Consider the following 21,925-nt stretch of genomic DNA (forward strand, 5'->3'; position numbering starts at 1 on the left):
GATCGGCAAAATCATTAAGAACACAAAAGTGATCATTATCGCGTAATTTTCGTGATCAAAGCTTAATGAGAATAAGTGATCAAAGTTAATGCCATTGGATGATCAAAGCTGGTGAGAATATGCAAATTGGCGTTTTGGAAGGTATTACAGGTGCTTAATGGCTTATTTTAAGATGTAAGGGCTTACCTTTATTAATGCATCGTATTTTACGCTGCTAATATTAGCCTTCAAGTTAGTTCTCATTTACTTCTCTTTCTCTGCTCTTTGTGCAAAAAATATTTAATTGAATTATTCACAAAGAGGTTCAGAAACGCTGCACTTTAGAAGAATATAAGCAAATGCAGTGCTAATAATGTAAATATTATTGCGTAGCGCTCCTTATATGTGTTTGCCGTAAGCTACTTGCTTAACAGCCGCATCGACAGACGAAGTAAACAAATTTGTTTATTGATTTAGAGTTGACCGCCATTATATAAAACGGTCAAAAAGACTACTAGTGCCTATTGATAGTGTTAAGGCTCATATGTGTTAAACGTTTTACCCATACATTTGCAAATATTCAAAGTTCTCACTATCAAAGATTTGTGGAATTAATGAATGGCCTCCAAACATGTTATTTTCGCTGTAGAAAAAATCAACGCTATCAGAGGATAAGAAATTTACTCCATCCAATCGCAGGTTTTTATCGAACTCCATGGCTGTCAGTATTGGTTCATCATCTTCCCGCCAGTCTTCATTGTACGATTGCAGGCTGTTTTCTATTATGTAGCCTCTGGCTTTCTTGTCGTATGCATCCAAAGAAGAAAGAATCCTTTTGGCCAGAGTAATCGTGTCTTCTAACTTCTCTCCATCTGGATCAACATGAATGCGAACTTCATCTCCTTTAAAATTGAAACTACCTTTGTAGGTACCTTCAATTCTTTCATCCATTTCTAGATTATCTAACGCTTTCTCGTACATAACTCTCTCTGACGTTTAACTAGCCTGTAGAATAACTCGTTTTTAATTTATTTTTATTAATGTATCAACCATAGCCGAGTTCCTATTTTGATTCAATGAAACTAAACAAGACAGTCACTCTAATTGAACAAACACAGCCGTTACAATAAAATTACTTTTTAGGTTAAGAATTTATCTTTTACTACAGGGTTACTTTTACTTCATCCATTAAATAAGTCATTAGCATTCTTAAACCTAAATTACATGCATAAAATGACATCAGTTTTTAACTTTTTACTGAGTAATTCAAGCGCTATGCCAGTAGTTTTTTACAATTACTGATATTTGCACGCCGCTTCCGATTTAAGTTTTCACCGTAACGTTATTGTGAAGACAGCCTGCCTACTGCGCCGTGAAATACGCGCGTAAATTACGTAGTGAGTTCTAACCAGTTTTCTGGAGAAATATTGACTCTTTCTAGTAAAGGTAAATGTGTACTTTTAATATACCCTCGCTTGCTTTACCATATACAACGTCCTGTTAGCTCAACGAATTCAAGCTACGATTTAAGCTCAAACGGTAACCCTTTTGGCATGATTTGACGTGGTATACCTGCAAAGCGAAGTAGTTGTTTTGGTTGCTTGCCATCTTTGGCGCATGTTAAACGTTTTTTAACACTAATATGGCCTGACTCTTCAGGTGTTTTTACCATCTTAGCTCTAATCGGATTTAAATAAACATATGCCATGCAGGCTGCTAATGCTGCTTCATCAAGTAGTACTTGTGACCTAAATCCCCCCTCCCCCTCTGCGGTGCCCGTAGGATTGACCGGTAAAGTGGTCTTCGCCACATAAAAATGCACGCCGTACGCAACGTGAAATACAGTGATAATATTTTGTATCAACCAAACTTACTTGACGCTTTCTTGCGATTTCAATAAGACACCCTGCTCATTTTTGCACTTAATAAAACTTAGTACTTCGTTTCACAAAATACAAAATTAAACTGGATGTCTTTGTTATTTTTTCCTTGTTATTTTTAAACACGGATAACGGTTTACACTCGCTTTAAACAAAAATAGTCACTTCAGAGCAATCCAAAAAGCCTATTTTATAACAGTATTAATAAGGAGGACTTTAATTATGCGGCTACCCAGCATCGGTCTTCAGGCAGCTGAAGTCGGCATTTTTAAGCTTTTCTTTCTCAATAAATACCATAAGCTTATCCCCATCATGCCAACACCAGCCAAGCCCATCGTGAGATGCCAGAGTGAGCAGCGGAAGCCATTCATCACCAGGGGTCGGGTCATAAGCAAGCGAACAAAATGACGGATAGCCCAGCATGTAGTTCTCGCGATGGCCTATTAGATAAGGCAGTTCATACAAAAGATTAGTATCGAAAGGCCAGTCACTGCGTAACTCTTCATGTTTGGGGATTTCCAGCCCGGTTTCCAAACGGATTACCTTTGCCTCCTGCGGTACAGCTGCTTGCTCAAACATAACTAAATCATTAATATCCGGATAATAGTAAGCGATCACATATCCTTCAGCACCCCAGAAAATTTCACCGTCGTGATCATAAGCATAGAAGAGTGATAGCAAACCGGATTTGGGCAGCGGCTCAGGACAATCGAGGATTTCAGAAAAATTAATCTGGCCTAAAAACCGGTATTCGCCAACGTTATGTTCTGGCCAGACAAAGTCCTTTGCAACCAGAGGATTACCGCCAAACCGACTCCCAGAGTCACTGGCGACACCATCTGAAAACAAAATATCAACGCTGGATTTACTGATCGAATCCAAATAAGCCTTATGAGGGGAAAAATCTTCATCAGTGCTAATAAAGTCTTCCAAAATTTTAGGGTTCAAACAACTCTCCTTTTATAACGCAAACACAACCGGCGTTCATTCCGTGTCTATGTATATGTTCAACGGGTTATTAACTTAACCCACTATCCAAACCCTTGAAGGGCTTTTGTTTATCTAACGAGCCTGTAGAATTACTCGTTTTTATTTTATTTTGATTGATGCTTCAACCATAGCCTAGTTCCTATTTTGATTCAATCGACAACTGACTTTCACATAAAACGCTAAATTTATATTTCAGATGCTTAACCCTTTCACACTTAGAGTAAGAGGATTATCATCTTTAAAAATTAATTGTGATGCCAATAGATGGTAAAGGCATATCAGGGAACTGGTAGTCTTTTTCAAACTCGCTGTAGTCTTGATTGTATTCTAGCTCCTGTACTGCGCGTGAAGCATACGTTTATATTCAATTACAGGGTTCACCCTCAGCCGCACCACAAAACCTGTTGTTGTACCTTTACTCTAAAAAAGAAATGTGGCAAAGTGCGCACTTCTCGGGGGAGTAGCCTGCTTGATGCCTTTTAACTTAAAGCGCAGCAAGTAAACTTATCAACATAATTGCACCTCATGTGCATGGTAAGTTTGTAATGTAGCAAGCATTATCGGCAAGACCTGGGTAAACACTATCCTCATGGCGGGAGATAGGCGTTTACCTTGGTTTAATGTTCCCGCCTTATAGAAGTAAAATGGATACATTTATCACATCAACCGTCACCGTTGCTTTAGCTGAAATAGGCGATAAAACGCAACTTTTATCCCTGTTGTTAGCTGCCCGCTTTGCCAATAAACCTGCACTTATTTTAGGTATTTTAGTCGCTACTATTATCAATCATGGTTTGTCTGCATGGTTGGGCGATTATTTATCGCAAAGCTTTACCTCTTCGTACCTGCCTTGGATTGTGAACGGCTGTTTTATTGTCGTTGGCTTATGGCTACTGATCCCAGATAAAGATGAAGAAGTAAGCAATAAGTACGATCAATACGGGGCTTTTTTAGTAGCCTTGGTGCTGTTTTTCATTGCCGAAATTGGCGATAAAACCCAAATAGCAACAGTATTGCTTGGCGCTCAGTATCAATCAGTGTTGTGGGTAACCATAGGAACCACTGTAGGTATGTTACTTGCCAATGTGCCGGTTATTTATGCTGGCAATGCCTTGCTAAAACGTATTCCAATGGCAAAAGTAAGAATGCTTGCTGCAATAGTGTTTGTTGCTTTGGGTTGTTACGGCCTAGTTACTAGCTAACTTTATCTGCACGTTACAGCACCGGCGAATATAGTTTTGCTGGTGCTTGGCGTACACTAAATGTTTGCGTTGTGAGGATCAGGGAACAACATACTAATAAAACACTAACTGCACCCATGATACCAAACCATTGCAATAATGAACGCTGCTTACGCTTTACTCTCAGCCAATTCATATACAATCCAGCCATACATATACAGGTCATTAAACAACCAAACACAGCCCAAATTAACTTCGTACCTAGCCCTGCAAAGTTGCCAAAATGCAAAGGATCGGCGGTATCTTTAATGCGCGCGACAATAGGTAAATCTGCGGCTTTTTGAATTGCCAGTACATCTGCTGAAGCTGGATCTAAATACACTTTATTAGCTCGTAAACGTACTAAAATGTCATCATTATCGCCCAGTACCAAAACCGGTTTATTTGCTTTGCTTGGGTATTGTATAGCGCGAATATGTAAACTTGGAAACGCTGATTGCGCCGCGTTTACCATGGCACTTATCGCTGGCGGATGCGCGACATCAGTTTGTAGATCCGTAACCTCTGCGGGGGGGGTTATATAATGGTCAATTTTGGCTGTTTGTAAGGTGTGTTCAACTAAGTACCACACGCCAGTAATAGCCATGACCACAATAAACCAGTAACTCCAAAGCCCCAGTAATTTATGCCAATCAGCCCAGCTGCTACGATTGGTTGTTTTTAATTGCCGTGGCTTTTTTAAAAAATGTCGCCACCACTGGCGATAAACAATCGGACTAGTAACCACTAAAATAACCAAGAGAATGGCTAAACTCGTGACGATCAACTTACCTGTCCAACCCATCGATAGATTCATGTGCCAGTTACGTAAAAAGCGCGATACTCGCCCCCACTGACCTTCGCCAAGCCATTGCCCCGTCGCACCATCAACATACACAAACAAAAACTGTTGCTGCCACTTAAGCGACACTTCGGTTGCTAAGTAAGGTTGTTGATGGCGCAATATGCTAATGATTTGGCTGCCAGGATAACGCTGGGCAAGTGTATTCTCAATTGCAGCAAAGTCAGTATTAGGGGAATGCGAGAGGGCACGAAATTTACTATCACTAAGATATTCAATTTCGTGGCTCAAGGTTGCCAACGTGCCAGATAAACACGTTATCAATAACAAGCTGCCAACCAAGAGCCCTGCCCAAGCATGTAAGTTAAACCACTGCTTTGCTTTCATAGTACGAAATTGTCAGTTTAGAATGTGTACTTAGCCGACAAATAGACGCGGCGTGGTTCCCCCGGGAAATGCCCAGCACGAGTTATAAAGCCACTTGATGCATACTCTTTATCAAACACGTTTTTAACTGAGAGCTGCCAAACCCATTGTTGATATTCAGTCTTCCAAGCCATGTTATAAACGGTATACGGCTGTACTTTATCACCGTCTAAACTGACTTGTTCATCAACATAATCAAGACCTGCCGCGATTGATGAGTGCAACTGCGGTAACTCATAACGCGTCCACAACCCTGCGGTATTTTGTGGCGCATTGGCAAATTTATCGCTGCCTTTTGCTTGCGCGGAAAATTTTTCACTTTGCTCAACAATACGCGTGTCGTTGTATGCGTAACTTGCTGTGATCACTAAACGTTCGGTGACATCGCCAACAATCTCAAGTTCAAAGCCTCGGCTGTCAACTTCGCCTAACGCTTCCATTTGATCAACGCCGGTGTCTGATAACTCAGTGCTGGCTTGTAAAATATTGTTACGGATAATGCGGTACGTTGCCATATTCACAGCCAACGAGTCATCAAGTAACTTAGTACGTAAACCAAGTTCACGAATATTGCTGTGCTCTGGTTTAAATGGCCCGCCTACATCTTGATTTTGATTACTGGCCGATTGTGGCATAAAGCCTGTGCCATACAGCGCATAAGGGAAAAAGGTATCGTTTAAGTTATAACTTGTGCCAATACGATACGTCACATCGCTGTCTGAAAACTCGGTGTTATTAAGGACATCGGTGTCTTCAAAACGATCGTACCGTAAGCCAACCGTAACATTCCATTTATCGGTAACATCAACTTGGTCTTGTGCATACAGGCCAATACGTGTTGACTCAGTACTTGATAAACGCGGTGTTACGTTTGCTAAATCATAATCATCTTTTGAAGTCAATCCATACACAGGATTTAATATTGAGATCCCTGGCACTGGGCCGCCTTTGCTGGCTTGTACAGCTGTTCTATATGCAGATTCAAACTCATGCTTATACCAATCTACACCCACCAGCATCACATGTTGCATAGCGGCAAGCTCAGTGTCAGCAATTAAATTGGCAGTAAAACTAAGCCCGGTATTTTCGCGTTGTTGATCACGAAATTCGCGCTCGCTCCAATCCAGTACTCCATCGCCATCTGTGTCACTTAGTCCACGCGGCTCATGATAGTTTTGATTGGCATCGTTACTAAAATAACGCGCAGTGATATCACTGCGAAATACCTCATTAAATTGGTGCTGAAAACTTGCTTGAAACACGTCAGCAATAACGGTTTGATAATCAGTTGCTTCATTATGATTCCAGCTTATGTCGGCAATAAAGTTACCGTTTTTATCCACTGGCACGCCACGTAATCTAGCGCCGCCTAAATCTTGATCAACATGGGTATATTGCAATACCAGATTAGTGTCGTTATTAAAATCAAAACGATAGCCTAAATCAATAATAGTATTATCTTCGCTGGTATTTTCACGAAATGGTTTATCTGAATCTTTATAAACACCAACACGGTAGGCTTGGGTCTGTGCGTCATTGGCACTGCCCGTTGATTCGACTGCGGCACTAAAAAAATCATCATTACCCAGTTCAACTGCAACGGTTGTTTTACTATCATAGCTGGGCTTTTTGGTCATATAATTAATGATCCCGCCAGGGTTACCACTGCCGTACACAGCGCCACTAGGGCCTTTTAAAACAGCCACTTGCTCAATATTAAACAACTGTGGTACCGCAAAACCACTAAATGGGTCACCTTTTACACCATCGTATAAAATTTCATCTTGGCGAAAACCACGAAACGTAACACCTGAGTAACTAAAGCCATTAACACCCGCAATATTGCTGTACAGATCAGTTACTTGACGTGCAGCCTGATCGCTGATTAACGCTTGCGGAATAACCTGGATTGACTGTGGAATTTTCTCTAGCGGCGTATCGGTACGAGTACCAAACGTTGATTCTGTTGGGCGATACAGTGAAAACGCTCGTCCAACGACTGAAATGGTTTCTATGTCGTTTTTTACAACAGTAGACTCATCAGTTGCAGATCCTGCTGCTGTTGTTTGCGCAGCAACGACAACAGGCGTCATGGTAATAGAACTTAGGGCTAATGCTATTAAAGAAGGTTTCATTGATATTTATACAGCAATCAAAATAATTTACGGCATGATAATAAAAACCACTATCATTTACAATGCTGAAGTGAAATTATTCTCTTCTTGTTGCCAAGCTTATTTAACAATCTTTAAAATCTCTTTAAATACAGGTGTCGCTGCCACTTCGGTCCATTGAAAAATCACACTTTCAGCGCAGCTGATCACAGCACCTGCTTGTCTTAGCTGAGCTATAGCTAAATCGCGGTGCAGATCATTACGCGAACTAACCGCATCCATGACTAAAAACACCTGATAACCTTGCGCCAGTAAATCTAAACAAGTTTGTAATACGCATACATGCGCTTCCATACCAACTACAATAATTTGCGGGCGTTTATAGCTAGCAATAAGCTCTAAAAAACCGTCCTCTTTACACGCGCTAAAGTGGGTTTTATCAAAGAACTCAGCTTGCCCAATCTGAGCTTTTAATTGCTGATCAGTTTCGCCAAGCCCTTGTTTATATTGTTCAGTGACTAAAATAGGAATATGCAACAATTGTGCAGCTTTTACTAATTGCACTGTGACCTGTTTTACTTGTTCATAACGAGGCATCGCAGGACTTAATTTGTCTTGAATATCGACAACTAACAGCAGACTTTGCATGGTGTGAGCATTAAATGAATGAGGCAATGTGAACATCCGTGATCTAAACATAACTAACAGCATAAGTGATTTGTTATACAAATGTATATCTTATATAGCTAATTCTTTAATTCAACTGTAAATTGTTATGCTATATTTACTAACGGCTAACAACCACTTTATCTCAGGGGAGCAGTACCTTAAGTGCGATTGAGAAACTTTTTTTTCATCTTATTTAGTATTTTATGCACTTGGTTTAGTGTTAATTCCAGTGCTCAAAGCTATGCTCAGCAATTGCAACGCTTATCCACGGATGAAGGGTTATCACAAGGCCACGTAACTAGCACACTGCAAGATAAACTGGGATTTATTTGGATCGGTACATTACAGGGTTTAAACCGGTTTGATGGCTATGAGGTAAAAATATTCTCTGGTGAATACTCACTGGATCAACTCTCAATTATTGTATTGTTCGAAACACACAACGGCGATATTTTTGTATCAACTGAGTATTCTGGTGCGTTTCTTATAGATCCTGTGACACTCAAAGTTAGTAAAATTTATTCAGGTAAGTTAAACGCTGAAGATAAACACTTTTCTCCTATTTTTGCCATCGCCGAACATCAGCAGCTGTTTTATTACGCCATTAATCAACATGTGTATGCCTTTGATCCACAAAAAAATACCTATACCCATGAGTTTTCAATCAGTAAAGATGATAATTCTGTCCGCGCAATTACTGTTCATAATGACTTTTTGTATATTGCCACCACTGATGGGTTGTACTCTAAATCATTAATTGATGAACATATAACTAAAATACCTTTAGTTGCCAAGGATAAGCTCAATCCAGATAATAACAATATCAAATTTTTATCCATCGACTCGCAGCTTGGTTTACTGGTTGGCACAGTCGAAGGATTTTATTCTATTGCTTTTAATAACAATGAGTTATTAAACTTCAATAACGTAAAAACGCTACTCGCGGAACATAATATTTGGGATTATGTTAATACCCCTTATGGTGAATTTATAGTCACTGAGGATGGCCTTTATCAATACCATCGCCATACTGATCACAATGAGTTTCTTTTACGTTTTGATCAAAGTAAATTTCACATGACCGACAACACTATTTTAGATGTGATGGTTGATAAAACAGGGCTTATGTGGCTTGCCTCGCGCTCGCAAGGCGTTTTTACTTGGTCCACTTTAGCAAGGCGTTTTGGCAATATTCAAATCACCAGTAATGATAAATTGCACAGCAATGTGATCCTTGCTGTTTACCAAGACGATAACGCCGTGTGGCTGGGCACCGATAATGGCCTAGCCAAAATGCGCCTAGATGAGACTACCGAAAAAACTTACTTAGCCAGCGATGACAGCAAAGCGTTTTATGGCCAATTTGCTGTGTATGGTATTGCCTCGGCGCACTTAAATGAGCCAGACCGTTATTTGTGGTTACTGCTCTATGATGGTCTTGCTTTATTTGATAAAAAAACCGAACAAAAAATAGCTCTACCAATGCAAGGCAATACACAAGCCATTCTCGACAGCGGCCCAGGCTATGGATATCATCAAATCACGACTGATACCTTTGCATTTTTTAGCGAGAATGATTATTTCCTGTATGATGGAAACAGTGGTCAGACTAACGTAATTAAAGGTCTCAAAGAGCAGTTAGATCCCGTCAATGTGCACGCTTTTTTAAAACCATTGCCCAATAAACCCGATGACTACTTGATCAGCGTATCTGGCGCGTTATATCGTTATAATGAGTCCAGCCAAAAACTCACCTTGATCTACGAAGTCGAAAATTATAACCCAATAAATTATGTCACTATCGATGATTGGGTGATCGATTATAACAATACCCTTTGGCTTGCCTCTTCCCAAGAAGGACTAATTGGTCTTGACGCCAACAGTTACGAAGTAAAACACCGTATAAACCTCAGTAATGGCATTAAAACGAAAACAATTGTCGCCTTGCAAATCGACCAATTTGGCTTTTTATGGATCAGCAGTAAAAATGGCCTCTATCGACTCGACTTAAGTTCAATGCAATTAAATGCATATACTGTCAAAGATGGCTTAACTGTGAATGAATTTAATATTGACTCACATACTCAGCTAAACGATGGCCGCTTAGCTTTTGGCAGTACCCGTGGCGTGCTAACACTTGCCCCGCAAGACTTTTTATCTGTCCCTAATGATCGTGACAGCACAGTGACTGAAATCACCGATATATCGTTACTCTCCCGTACACTTAATTATCATCCATTGCAATACGCCAACCAACGTTTACAACTAACTGATGAAGATGTGGGCTTAGAAGTTAGTTTTTCTAACTTTGATTTTCAAAATGTAGATAGAACACGCTATAAGGTGTCATTAACCGGCCCCAATAAATTAAGTTATGACAAGCTAAACAATAATAAAGTTTTTTTTACTAAGCTTCCTGCTGGTGATTATCAACTAACAATCGCAGCATATAACTTAAATGACTCAGGCCTCGGTGATGAAAAAACACTTAACTTTACTGTTGCCTATGCTCCGTGGCGCTCGCCACTTGCAATAAGCCTTTATTTATTACTTACGTTTTTAGTGCTATTTGTTATTTTTTGGCAATACCGCTCCCGTCAGCGCATTATTAAGCATACTCATGATGAAATACTGCAATCACAACAACAAACAGAGCTTGCTTTAAACAGTAGTAAAAGCGGTGTATGGGAAGTTGATATTGCCGCACATTGGATAAAGCAGCAGCGCTTAAAACATGAGCTAGGCTATAAAACTTTGCCACAAAAGTTCAATTTTGACGATTTTTGCGCATTAATACACCCAGATGATAAACGTAAAGTTCTTCATGATTGGCATTTATTCATCACTCAAAAAAATGCTCAACAATGGCAGGTCACGTATCGGCTTCAACATGCTAATGGAAACTGGCTTTGGTATCACGATATCGGTAAAGTGATTGAAACGAACGAGCAAGGCTATCCTACAAGATTAGCTGGAATCTATACCAATATAACCGAACAACGTGCTACAGCACAGCAAGCTGCGGTATTAGGCGAAGCCTTTAGCCAAATAAACGATTGGCTACTTATTTTAGACAGTCAACTGACTCCGTTTTCTGTTAATAATAGCTTTGCAGAAGCCTTTTCTATTCAAACAATCCCAGCAAAGCTTGAACTAAAACGGTTTTTAGCAGCACTGGGGAAAAAACAATATGTCGATTTCATCAATATTCTAAAATCATTGCAGCCAAAGCAGAACTGGCGTGGTGACGCATATATAAAAACTAAGATAAACCCGTCGCATCCTATTCATATCAGTATTACCGCTGTGGCAAAAGACAGTAATGTAGTGAGTTATTATGTGGTGGTTATTTCTGATCTAACCGAGCAAAAACGCGCTGAAAATAAACTGCGCTATCTGGCCAACTATGATCCATTAACTAAGCTACCGAATCGGTCACTAATGTATCAAAAGATATCGCATGCGATAAAAGATGCCGATACACATGCCAGTCTAGTTGCTTTACTGTTTATAGATTTAGATAAATTCAAACCAGTGAATGACTCGTTTGGTCATGCGGTTGGCGATCAGCTGTTATGTGATATTACCTATCGAATGAATAGTATGCTTGATAAAAATGCCATTGTTGGGCGTCAAAGTGGTGATGAGTTTTTATTATTAATTAAAAACTTAGACTCGCCACAAAGTTTGAGTAACTTAGTGCGTAGCCTCACTGAAGAACTTGCAAAACGGGTGGTGATCAACGATTTTGCAATTAATATCTCGGCCAGCGTCGGTGTGGCACTCTACCCATTTGATGCCGACACCACCGATGAGCTTATTCGAAATGCCGACATCGCAATGATGCATGCTAAACAATCGGGCCGCAACGGCTTTAAGTTTTTCACTGAACAAATGAATAACCAAATCACCCAAAAACTACTGCTCGAAAATGCCTTAAAAGATGCCTACAAAGACGATTTATTTTTTAATAATTACCAGCCAATTGTTAATAATAAAAGCAAAAAAATCAAAGGTGTAGAGCTCTTAATGCGCTGGCAACACCAAGCAGAATTGATATCCCCGGCAGTGTTTATTCCTATTGCAGAAGAAACTGGTTTAATCGATGTACTCACCGAGCAGGCGCTGACCCGTGCACTTGAAGATCTCGCACCATTATTTAAAGCTAACCCACGGTTTTACTTATCGTTAAATCTATCACCTGTGCATATTTTAAAATCTAATTTAACCGAACGCTTATTACTTATTTTAAATCAGCATCATATAAAACCTGTTCAGTTACGTTTAGAGATCACCGAAAACACCTTGCTTGATGACAAAAACAAAGCAGCTAAGCAGCTGCAAGCGCTCAGAAACGCAGGTTTTAAATTATTACTGGATGATTTTGGTACCGGGTATTCGTCTTTAACGTATTTAAGTCAATTTCCAATTGATGTGATTAAAATTGATCAAAGCTTTGTGCGTAATATCGGCCAAGATAGTAATAATGAATCAATCATCAAAACAATCCACACCTTAGCTGAAAACCTAGATCTATATTGTATTGCAGAAGGCGTAGAAACAATTGAGCAAATACGCTTTTTAAACAGTATCGGCTGTGATGACCTTCAAGGCTATTACTTTGCAAAACCAACAACTGCAGAGATTCTCATTAGCGATGCGTATATCCAAGCACTGCTAGAGAAATTGCAAACTACCTAGCTCAATGTATCAGCCCACTTTTTAAGGCATTGAAAAAGTTGGCCGCGATCCACGGGTTTGGCTATAAAATCGTCCATACCCACTTCTAAACAACGTTTTTGGTCGTCTTCAAAAGCATTTGCGGTAATGGCAATAATAATCACAGGACCAAATTGAGCACTGTTGTTACGGATTTCAGCTGTGCACTGATAACCATCCATAATAGGCATTTGGCAATCCATTAAAATAATATCGGCCATATTGTGTTGTAAACACGCCAGTGCTTTTTCACCATCGTTAGCAACTTCTAAGGTGCAATGGGTGTCACTGAGCATTTTTGCAATAACGATTTGATTGATTTGATTATCTTCTACCAGTAATACTTTCAACCCAGTTAAGTCAGGAATGCTTTGCTGTATGTCTACTTCATGAGTAAGTTGCACTACTTCAATAGGAATTGTGATAGTAAAGCAACTGCCTTTACCAATCTCGCTGTGTAATACCAGCTTGCCTCCCATTAACTGAACTATTCGCTTACAAATAGTTAAGCCTAATCCTGTGCCACCATATTGCCGCGTGGTTGAAATATCAGCTTGAGTAAACTCACGAAACAACGATGATTGCTGTTGCCCAGAAATACCAATGCCAGTGTCAGTTACAGCCACAGATAAATGATTATCAGCATAATCAATGTTCATCGTTATACTACCAGTTTTCGTAAATTTCCCTGCATTACTCAACAAGTTATTGACAATTTGGCTTAACCTTAGTGAATCTAACTGCACCACATCGGGTACTGACGGGGCAATATTTAATATAAATTCAACGCCTGGCTGTACGCCAGTATTTGTAAACACCTGTGCTAATTGAGTAAGCAGTTTTCGTACATTAACTATATGAATGTCTAGTTTGACCGCCCCCGCCTCAATTTTCGAAAAGTCTAAAATATCGTTTAAAATCAATAATAGATTTTTAGCGCTTTGCTGGATCATTTGCAATTGTTCGCGGTATTCCAACTTCACGTCATCAGCATTAAGTAAAATATCAGTCAGCCCCATAATACCGTTAAGCGGGGTGCGAATTTCATGACTCATATTCGCTAAAAATTGTGATTTAGCTTTGCTGGCCTGATTTGCAGTTGCCACAGCTTTAACTAATTCATCTGTTTTTTCATTTACTTGATACTCTAGCTCTACATTAAACTGTTTTAAATGCAGATTAAGTGCTGCATTTTCAGTGTTTACTTGTTCTAGATCTTTAAAGTTGCTGGTCAATTTAAATGCTAAAGTAGCAAATTGCTGCTGTAAGCTCAGCACCTCCAGCCACGCATTATTTTGAGTCTGTAAATCACTGATTTCAGTTTTAGGATCAAAGGCATCGATTTGTTCAGTAAGCTCATCTATTGGCCTCACTAACCATCGACTCAACTGGGTGATAAAGATACTGATCAAAATAATCACCACAAGAGTTAGTAATAGTGATTGCCCCCACGCACTTGCCGCCACAAGATTAGCGTATTTCCGTTTTAATAAGCTTGCTACATACCAATCTTGTTGCTGTGATAAATATATTTTTACGTAATATTGTTCGCCATCAATGTCGGTGGTCATAATGGCTTGTTGATCACCTTGTAACTGGGTAAATTTATCTTCAGTGAGCTGAGTCAATACCGAATAATGATTAGGTAAGGTGCTAAACACCACGTGTTTTTTGGCATCAAGAATTATCAGTTCACCATCATTATCAAATATGGTTGGCCTAAATTGCAAAAAGGAGCCCAACACTAACGAACCTTCAACCACTCCCTGAAAACGCCCGTTAATATGCACTGGTGCAGAAACACCCACAATGGGTTCATTACCAAATCCTCGGCCCCTAAAAACATTAGAAATATACCCTGTTGGCGAGTCTTTACCGATCGTAAAGTAATCGCGATCGGCAACCGATAAATTGCTGCCTTTTAAGCTTTCTTGCAAACTAAGTGGATTAAATACCTGAGCTATTGCGTTTTCATCCGTAACCATTGATGTAAGAAAGTTAGGGTATAGTGCCATTAACTGACTCAATGCTAACTGTTTATCGACCCCCTGCTCGATGGCTTTTGCAGTTAATACGATGCCACGGCGATAGCCATTTAAATACAGGTCAATTTTTTCAGCAATGTCTTCGGATTTTTCAGCAAGCTGCGCCTTCACTTCATATTCGATACGCGCATAATGATTGTTGGTAAGTACAATGGTGGTTAATAACACCACTAAAATAATGAGGATGCTTACAATGTAATTAAGAATTTTATACAGCGAATTTGGTCGTTTTTGCCACACTTGCTGAATAAAGAAGAAACTGAGTAAATCAATAACGCATAAAACAATGGCTGCATTTAAAAAATACTTAACCAAGGCGGTAATGACCGCCAGTAATGGCAACTCAATGATAAAATAGCCAATGAGTCCCAGCAGCGGAATACCAATTAACAACCAATAAATTATACCGCGAATAAACAGCAGCCGTGCAGTTTTAAAGCTAAAGTGATACAGCCAAAGCACTTCGCCAACAAACACAATTGATGGCCAACAATGCCCCCAACGATAAAAAATAAAAGCCGCACTGATAGTACAAGCAACTAACGCGTAGCGTAAGCCAAATAGCAACAAACAAATTAAAACAAACAGCTGACCAAATAAAAATTCAGAGCTGTCGAGAAACCAAAATGGCAGTAAATTAACAAAACCGGCCAACACGCCTAAAAGTATAGAACAGCTGAATGCAAAATATCGATGCTGAAAAAACGGCAATGGATTGTTCCGTATAAAATAGGCTATATCTAAAAGTAAAATAAAAAACGCATTTTGCCAAGTTAACTAGTTGTATTTAATGCTGACAACCATGACTTTCGATTTGTAATACGCTGTTGCCAACATTAAATTGCCTTGCTAGCAATTGCTCAACTTTAAGTCGGCATGCTTCATCATGTTTTTCTATAGTGCAATGTTGTTTAAGTACCACATGCGCCCCTACAACTAACTCCTTGTCACGGCGCATAACCGTAACATTGTGCACATTTTCTACATGCTCAACTTGTCCTATGGCACTTTCAATATCGGCCACATCGGGTAGTTTTGCTTTATTTAAACGCAGACCTTTAACGCATCCAACAATCACTTTTACACCTGTAAACAAAACAAATAACGCAATCAGCATGCTCGATAAAATATCAATAATGCTCCAACCAGTTAGATAAATAAGTATACCGGCGATAAACGTAGAGACAGTTGAAATCAAATCAAAAAATGAATGTAAAAATACCGCATAAACATTAAAGCTAGCCTTTCTACCTTTATATAATACCCATGCTGCAGCACCGTGAAATAAAAATCCAGTGGCGGCAATAACCGACATTAAATAGCTATTGACGACGGGGCCTTGCCCTTCATGGTGATGTACAAAGCGCTCGCCGCCTTCGTATAAAATCACCAGGCTGATCGCCAAATATAAACAACCGTTGATCAAACCACCGGTCAACTCTGCTTTTTGATAACCATCGTTGTAGTTTTTAGCTAAATGAATCGCTAAGCTCGATGCGATCAAAGCAATAAATAAAGAACTATTATGAACAAATAAATGCCCAGCATCGGCTAATACGGCAAGAGAGTTTGCATAATAGGCACCAATAACTTGAATAACCATAAATGAGCTAGTGATTGCTAATGCAATTAATAATCTACGTCGTGATGCTTGGTGAGTTGTAATGTCGGTCATGAAAAGCGGTTTTACCTGTGCTTAAGTGTGCTAAGAGTCATCATTCTAAAAAACGTTTAAAAGAGTAATGATATACAGTATCAATTGTAGTACTTCCATAAGCCAAACGCACTAAAAACTTAATATCGAGTTAATTTATATATAAAACGGCTAATTAAAATACCATTTTCTTAAAATTGAATGTAAGCTTAATATGTTAATAAGAAGTTGGAAATCCAGTGAGACAGTATTCTGTAGACGAAATTTGGCAATCTTTACAAGCGTTGCCACTTGCAATTGTGCTGTTTGATCAACAAACAGATACGCTGCACGCCAACGCATCAAGTCAGCAGTTACTTAAATTAATGCCAGCAATAAGTCCAGTGGAAAAAGCGTTTCAGCACTTATCAATTAAACACACAGAAAACCACACGATTGTTGATTATCAGACCTTTTTAACTCCCCAAAATAACACCGAACACATCTATAACATTGCCACAAAACACACACTCCTGCGTGTTACAGTCACCTATAGTTTAATTGGCCCACAGTTAATAATGCTGGCGCTTGAACCGCACACATCGTTTACTGTACACGCTGATTTTGACGAAGTAATAGCAAAAATATCAACACAACTTATTGATATACAAATAGACAACCTCGATCAACAGATCGAAAGCGCTTTAAAAACCATAGGTACATTTTGTGATGCTGATCGTAGCTATTTATTCCAATTTAGTGAAAACGGCAAAGCCATGAGCAATACTCATGAATGGGTTAATACGCAGGTCAAGCCTTTTAAAGAAAAGCTGCAAGATATTCAACAAGATTTATTACCGTATTTTTTTAGTACCATGAACGAAAAGCACGTTTTTAAAGTATCTGATGTAGACTTGTTACCCCCAGCCGCTGCTGCTGAAAAAGCTGAATTTGAATCAGAGGGGATCAAGTCTGTTTTATGTATTGGGCTGCGCTCTGAAAACGCCTTATTTGGTTTTATTGGCTGTGATTGTGTAACACATATACGCCACTGGACCGACACCGATCTTATGCGGATCAAACTGGTAGGTGAAATTATTGCCAATGCACTGAAAAACGTTCTGTATAAACAACGCTTAGAGCAAGCTCAACAGCAATTACTTTTAGCCAACCAAGAACTGCAATCACAAGCAAATCTCGACAGCCTGACAAATATCGCCAATCGCCGCTGTTTTGATCAAACCTTACTCAGTGAAATTCAACGCGCAACACGCTCACATCAACCATTGAGTTTAATCATTTGTGATATCGATTATTTTAAACTGTATAACGACAATAATGGCCACCAGCAAGGCGATGAGGCACTCAAACAAGTTGCCCAAACCTTGCATCGCTTATGTAAGCGACAAGGTGATTTAGCAGCTCGCTACGGCGGAGAAGAATTTGCAATTGTGTTACCCTGCATTGATAAACCCCACTGCTTAAAATTTGCCAGATTACTGCAACAGCATATAAGCCAACTAAATATCCTGCACCCAAATTCAAACGTAGCCGACCACCTCACCCTTAGCATCGGATGTTACAGCTGTAAACCAGATAAACACACCACCGCCGATATGATGATCCTCGCCGCCGACAGCGCACTTTACGTGGCAAAAAAATCAGGCCGTAATCAAATTCAAGTCTTTGATGAAGAGCATTAGAGCCATGTATTTGTAGCAGCGAGTTTACCTCGCGACAAATCAAAGTAAACTTAATTTCAAATAAACCGCGCTGTTAACAATCCATCCATGGAGCTTGGTTACATAAGTCATTGCCTAAATGGATTTAGGTACTTAGATTTTGTCGGGAACAAAAATCTGCCATGACCTCACTTCCTCAGGCTGCACTCTTTACTAGATATGTCGTTTACTTTAAGCGTCCTGCCCTTCGCCATAAAGGTCTGCTTCGCAGTTCAAAAATATTCCCGATATTTTTGTCGGTCCATCGTCACCTAAGCTGCCTGTGTTGTAGGCGCTAAGCTTGCTGGCGCACAAATATACAACACCTTTTGCAATATTATCCACAGTAGGCGCTAAGCTTGCTTGCGCACAAATATACGACACCATTTTCAATATTATCCACCGTAGGCGCTAAGCTTGCTGGCGCACAAATATACAACACCATTTTCAATATTATCAACCGTAGGCGCTAAGCTTGCTGGCGCACAAATATACAACACCATTTTCAATATTATCCACCGTAGGCGCTAAGTTTGCTGGCGCACAAATATACAACACCATTTTCAATATTATCCACCGTAGGCGCTAAGCTTGCTTGCGCGACAGTACTTCAAACAAACCGCGGTGTTAACAATCCATCCATAGAGCTTGGTTACATCAGTCATTGCCTAAATGGATTTAGGTACTTAGATTTTGTCGGGAACAAAAATCTGCCATGACCTCACTTCCTCAGGCTGCACTTTTTGCTAGATATGTCGTTTCGGTCCCTCGTCACCTAAGCCGCCTGTTCGGCGGTGAAGAAGAATGCTTTTGAAGTGGGCGCAGGTTTAGTTTTCTAAGCCGCCTGTTCGGCGGTGAAGGCATTAAAGAAATTATGGCAAATGTTACTCACTTTCTAAGCCGCCTGTTCGGCGGTGAAGGAGAATAAAATCATCAACTCATAGGGTTTATGATTTCTAAGCCGCCTGTTCGGCGGTGAAGGTATCAATTCAATTCCCGAGGCGAGATACTCATTTCTAAGCCGCCTGTTCGGCGGTGAAGCTCATAGCGTCAATATCTGCCTTGCCTTCGTGTTTCTAAGCCGCCTGTTCGGCGGTGAAGTACTAACACCATTAAACCGCGCTTATCCCGCATTTCTAAGCCGCCTGTTCGGCGGTGAAGTCGTTGTTGGTGTAGCAATGGCGTTTAAATCTTTTCTAAGCCGCCTGTTCGGCGGTGAAGTTATAAAAGGCTGCAAAGTGCTATATATACACTTTCTAAGCCGCCTGTTCGGCGGTGAAGCCATTTAGTTCAATTTTCTGCAAAATCTTGGCTTTCTAAGCCGCCTGTTCGGCGGTGAAGTATCATCACAAAATGAGGAAGGCCAAGCACTATTTTCTAAGCCGCCTGTTCGGCGGTGAAGGTGCTACAGCAACGCGATACTTTCCTGTTAGCTTTCTAAGCCGCCTGTTCGGCGGTGAAGTTTTGCACCAAGGCGCGTTTGAACATCTGTTATTTCTAAGCCGCCTGTTCGGCGGTGAAGTTTTATATAGCGGATGGTTATTATTATGTTGATTTCTAAGCCGCCTGTTCGGCGGTGAAGCCAGTGTTGTGATGTACTTGCACACCTTCGCATTTCTAAGCCGCCTGTTCGGCGGTGAAGGAGTCTGGCTTTATAGCGTTTATAAAGTCCTTTTTCTAAGCCGCCTGTTCGGCGGTGAAGAGTAATAACCCATACTCCAGAATTACGCCACTTTTCTAAGCCGCCTGTTCGGCGGTGAAGAGTAATAACCCATACTCCAGAATTACGCCACTTTTCTAAGCCGCCTGTTCGGCGGTGAAGTAGGTTTTAATATATCTAATTCTTGGTCTGTGTTTCTAAGCCGCCTGTTCGGCGGTGAAGAGTTTTATCCACTCCTTGCCACCTTCATTCACTTTCTAAGCCGCCTGTTCGGCGGTGAAGTCATTATAGATACGGCGACGAATTCTGGGACATTTCTAAGCCGCCTGTTCGGCGGTGAAGTAGAATAATTTAGCATTAAACATCTGATTTTTAAAGAGCTTTTTTAATTTTGACCAAAATACCCTTTTTTTAACTAGAAATGCCAAGCCCCTATTTATAAGGGTTTGGCATTGTGCCTAAAAAAAGGGTTAAAACCAAGGCAAGGTGCTGGTGGCGCTTAATCCGTATTTGGAGAAGTTCGCCGCCTCATCTTTTGATGCTGTGAAAGTCTGTTTGATAAACAATCGAAATTGTTGATCACCCGTTGATTTACTCTTGATTCTGACAAAGGGCAGTTCCAACTGCTTTTCAACATCTTTGGGAATGCGTTCCACCGCTTCTTCGTAAGTGAGGTCATGGCGTTTCATTGCTCGGCGACGCAGTTGGTCAGCGTTGCTTTTCACGTGAACTCGCTTTACAAGGCAAAACTCATTGGTACTTGGAATTTGAGTTACCTTAGTGACTAAGGTGAAGTCTCCTAAACCTCGTCGCCATGGTAACGCTTCAAGTTCTTCTAAACGACCTTGTGAGCCATGTATACGAAGTTTGCCTCCTAGGTTTTTTTTGCTAGCATTTGGGAAACTCACTCCGATGTCATGTTGAGAGACTTCCACCAAGGCACGATGTAGCTTACTAAACAGTGCATTCATCAAAATAGGTTTGGTGAATTCGGGGTCTTCCAAGATGGTAATGTCCAGATAGTAATCCATAACCTCTCCTTACGCGTCAGACTTTCCGCCAAACACACCACCACGAATTAGGTTCGCAATAACGTAATGTTGTTGCTCGGTGTCTGGCGCTTGGCCTTTTTCCATCCACTTATCAAACAAGGTATAAAAGTCATCCTTGTTACTACGATAGGCTTTACCACGGCTGGTAACGGAGCCAAATGGTTCGGCAGAAATAGGGCCAATCTCTTCAGAGCCTTGATACCAAGTATCTACTGTGCGAATAGCATTGCCGATTTTTTGCGAGTGTAAAGCGGCGGTGCCGTCTACGTGATACAACACCTTGCTCTTACGATTCTGATTTTTACTATTATCTTTTTCAGGATCTAATACCAATTCTTGTGACGGAAAGACTTCTTGCCCTTCACCCAGTTTTACAAAGGCTTCAATTTGGAAATAGGTAAAGGTATCGCTGGTCAGGCCTTTTTGAATTTGGTCAGCGAAGGCTTTTAAGTCATCACTTTGATAATCAAAATCGCGCAGCGCTAGGTCATATCCGTTGAAAGTCCACTTGGTGTTTCCTGCTTTGTTCTTTTGCGTCACACGAATTGAGATGTCTTCTGCACCAACACGGTTACGCCATAGAAAGCGGCCATTAGCAATATTGGAAGCATAACGATGCGCCAACACGGAAAAAGACTGTTCTGCAATGTAAGACTGAATAGTGCTACTCAATACCTCTTGATAGTCTGGGCTGTTACACGCAGAAGGCGTTGCTAGATCGCCCAATACTCGTAAACTAAATACAACTTTTACTGTGTCGCAATCAAACGGTAAAGCAGCCGTATCGACTGTTTGTAAGTTAGCCTTATTTACTTCTTGGTCTAACTTTGCTGGGTCTTTCAAAATGGCATTTTTTTGTCGATTGGAGATCGTGCCTCGTACCGATTTTTCTTGTAGTGCTATCGGTTTCCATTCACCGTCTGGCTTAATCCAATTCCCTGCGAACAACAAACCATCTGAATTTGCCAGTTTACGTTCGAATGCCAATACTGATGCTGTTTTTAATGCTGCCATG

General features: G+C 40.4%; 13 protein-coding genes, 1 pseudogene and 1 CRISPR repeat array. Of the genes and pseudogenes, 3 read left to right on the forward strand and 11 right to left on the reverse strand.

Annotated features, from left to right (window positions below):
- Nucleotides 1-537 precede the first annotated feature (537 nt).
- From H5187_RS07145 to H5187_RS07155, 3 genes and pseudogenes are all read right to left on the reverse strand, one after another.
- Complete coding sequence (locus H5187_RS07145; RefSeq protein ID WP_182739575.1) at nucleotides 538-960, reverse strand: DUF2262 domain-containing protein; 423 nt, start codon at nucleotides 958-960, stop codon at nucleotides 538-540.
- A 292-nt stretch (nucleotides 961-1,252) separates the two neighbouring features.
- Nucleotides 1,253-1,877 (reverse strand): annotated as a pseudogene (locus tag H5187_RS07150) (hypothetical protein).
- Between the two features lie 210 nt (nucleotides 1,878-2,087).
- Complete coding sequence (locus H5187_RS07155) at nucleotides 2,088-2,807, reverse strand: YwqG family protein (RefSeq protein WP_182717804.1); 720 nt, start codon at nucleotides 2,805-2,807, stop codon at nucleotides 2,088-2,090.
- A gap of 686 nt (nucleotides 2,808-3,493) precedes the next feature.
- Between H5187_RS07155 and H5187_RS07160 the strand changes: the two genes are divergently transcribed.
- Nucleotides 3,494-4,051, forward strand: coding sequence for a TMEM165/GDT1 family protein (locus H5187_RS07160; RefSeq protein ID WP_145236272.1), 558 nt, complete (start codon nucleotides 3,494-3,496; stop codon nucleotides 4,049-4,051).
- 13 nt (nucleotides 4,052-4,064) lie between these two features.
- On the opposite strand, the gene H5187_RS07165 is transcribed toward H5187_RS07160, so the two are convergent.
- The 3 genes from H5187_RS07165 to H5187_RS07175 form a co-directional block, all read right to left on the reverse strand.
- The gene (locus H5187_RS07165) at nucleotides 4,065-5,258 is read right to left on the reverse strand and encodes a PepSY domain-containing protein (RefSeq protein ID WP_182717803.1); all 1,194 of its coding nucleotides are present in this window, start codon (nucleotides 5,256-5,258) and stop codon (nucleotides 4,065-4,067) included.
- Nucleotides 5,259-5,275: 17 nt separating this feature from the next.
- On the reverse strand, nucleotides 5,276-7,432 hold the full coding sequence (locus tag H5187_RS07170; RefSeq protein ID WP_182739573.1) for a TonB-dependent siderophore receptor: 2,157 nt from the start codon (nucleotides 7,430-7,432) through the stop codon (nucleotides 5,276-5,278).
- 99 nt (nucleotides 7,433-7,531) lie between these two features.
- Complete coding sequence (locus tag H5187_RS07175; RefSeq protein WP_259401712.1) at nucleotides 7,532-8,110, reverse strand: hydrolase; 579 nt, start codon at nucleotides 8,108-8,110, stop codon at nucleotides 7,532-7,534.
- 132 nt (nucleotides 8,111-8,242) lie between these two features.
- On the opposite strand from H5187_RS07175, the gene H5187_RS07180 reads away from it, so the two are divergent.
- Nucleotides 8,243-12,781, forward strand: coding sequence for an EAL domain-containing protein (locus H5187_RS07180; protein WP_310737465.1), 4,539 nt, complete (start codon nucleotides 8,243-8,245; stop codon nucleotides 12,779-12,781).
- Here H5187_RS07180 and H5187_RS07185 read toward each other — a convergent pair.
- The gene (locus H5187_RS07185; protein ID WP_310737466.1) at nucleotides 12,778-15,501 is read right to left on the reverse strand and encodes an ATP-binding protein; all 2,724 of its coding nucleotides are present in this window, start codon (nucleotides 15,499-15,501) and stop codon (nucleotides 12,778-12,780) included. The genes H5187_RS07180 and H5187_RS07185 overlap by 4 nt on opposite strands.
- A gap of 130 nt (nucleotides 15,502-15,631) precedes the next feature.
- On the reverse strand, nucleotides 15,632-16,519 hold the full coding sequence (locus H5187_RS07190) for a cation diffusion facilitator family transporter (protein WP_182717799.1): 888 nt from the start codon (nucleotides 16,517-16,519) through the stop codon (nucleotides 15,632-15,634).
- Between the two features lie 218 nt (nucleotides 16,520-16,737).
- Here H5187_RS07190 and H5187_RS07195 point away from each other — a divergent pair, with 218 nt between their 5' ends.
- Entirely contained in the window at nucleotides 16,738-18,180 is a 1,443-nt protein-coding gene (locus H5187_RS07195) for a diguanylate cyclase domain-containing protein (protein ID WP_182797669.1), read from the forward strand.
- 210 nt (nucleotides 18,181-18,390) lie between these two features.
- Here H5187_RS07195 and H5187_RS07200 read toward each other — a convergent pair whose 3' ends face one another.
- The 3 genes from H5187_RS07200 to csy3 form a co-directional block, all read right to left on the reverse strand.
- Nucleotides 18,391-18,585 carry a hypothetical protein gene (locus H5187_RS07200; protein WP_182797670.1) on the reverse strand — a complete coding sequence of 65 codons (195 nt, stop codon included), beginning with the start codon at nucleotides 18,583-18,585 and terminating at the stop codon, nucleotides 18,391-18,393.
- Nucleotides 18,586-18,970: 385 nt separating this feature from the next.
- Nucleotides 18,971-20,200: a CRISPR direct-repeat array (repeat unit 28 nt; unit sequence TTTCTAAGCCGCCTGTTCGGCGGTGAAG).
- A gap of 128 nt (nucleotides 20,201-20,328) precedes the next feature.
- Nucleotides 20,329-20,889 carry a type I-F CRISPR-associated endoribonuclease Cas6/Csy4 gene (gene cas6f / locus H5187_RS07205; RefSeq protein ID WP_182768112.1) on the reverse strand — a complete coding sequence of 187 codons (561 nt, stop codon included), beginning with the start codon at nucleotides 20,887-20,889 and terminating at the stop codon, nucleotides 20,329-20,331.
- 9 nt (nucleotides 20,890-20,898) lie between these two features.
- Nucleotides 20,899-21,924 carry a type I-F CRISPR-associated protein Csy3 gene (gene csy3, locus H5187_RS07210; RefSeq protein WP_182768113.1) on the reverse strand — a complete coding sequence of 342 codons (1,026 nt, stop codon included), beginning with the start codon at nucleotides 21,922-21,924 and terminating at the stop codon, nucleotides 20,899-20,901.
- Between the last annotated feature and the right edge of the window lies 1 nt (nucleotide 21,925).

Origin of the sequence: Pseudoalteromonas sp. SG44-1 (assembly GCF_014164315.1) — a bacterium.
Taxonomy (GTDB): domain Bacteria; phylum Pseudomonadota; class Gammaproteobacteria; order Enterobacterales; family Alteromonadaceae; genus Pseudoalteromonas; species Pseudoalteromonas rhizosphaerae.

Coding starts and splice junctions, on each gene's coding strand:
- cas6f (WP_182768112.1), bottom strand. CDS start 20,889: ATGGATTACTATCTGGACATTACCATCTTGGAAGACCCCGAATTCACC.
- H5187_RS07175 (WP_259401712.1), bottom strand. CDS start 8,110: ATGTTTAGATCACGGATGTTCACATTGCCTCATTCATTTAATGCTCAC.
- H5187_RS07190 (WP_182717799.1), bottom strand. CDS start 16,519: ATGACCGACATTACAACTCACCAAGCATCACGACGTAGATTATTAATT.
- csy3 (WP_182768113.1), bottom strand. CDS start 21,924: ATGGCAGCATTAAAAACAGCATCAGTATTGGCATTCGAACGTAAACTG.
- H5187_RS07170 (WP_182739573.1), bottom strand. CDS start 7,432: ATGAAACCTTCTTTAATAGCATTAGCCCTAAGTTCTATTACCATGACG.
- H5187_RS07160 (WP_145236272.1), top strand. CDS start 3,494: ATGGATACATTTATCACATCAACCGTCACCGTTGCTTTAGCTGAAATA.
- H5187_RS07145 (WP_182739575.1), bottom strand. CDS start 960: ATGTACGAGAAAGCGTTAGATAATCTAGAAATGGATGAAAGAATTGAA.
- H5187_RS07165 (WP_182717803.1), bottom strand. CDS start 5,258: ATGAAAGCAAAGCAGTGGTTTAACTTACATGCTTGGGCAGGGCTCTTG.
- H5187_RS07200 (WP_182797670.1), bottom strand. CDS start 18,585: ATGGTGTCGTATATTTGTGCGCAAGCAAGCTTAGCGCCTACTGTGGAT.